This is a genomic window from Rhizobium ecuadorense (genome assembly GCF_001187535.1).
GTDB lineage: Bacteria > Pseudomonadota > Alphaproteobacteria > Rhizobiales > Rhizobiaceae > Rhizobium > Rhizobium ecuadorense.
The window spans coordinates 1-214 of sequence record NZ_LFIO01001498.1; the positions used below are offsets into that span (position 1 = coordinate 1).

A 214-nucleotide genomic window follows, 5' to 3' on the forward strand; every position below is an offset into this window, starting at 1 on the left:
TCGTCACCTATACCAACTCGGACCTGAAGCGTCTTGCCGCCTACATCCAGCAGGTGCTGACCGGCTATGAGGGCGCCTCGGCTGAGATCGTCGAAGTCGACCAGGCCTCGCTGATCCAGCGATGCAAGACGCAGCTCGATTTCGACATCTGCGTCGAGGGCGGGGTACTGGTGTCGAACGGTGCCGAGCCGAACATTTCCAACCTGCTGAGCTC

1 pseudogene is annotated in these 214 nt (G+C 60.7%); it reads left to right on the top strand.

Features of this window, described 5'->3' with window-relative positions:
- Nucleotides 1-214: pseudogene (locus tag AF337_RS31135) on the top strand (ABC transporter substrate-binding protein); the annotation flags it as partial.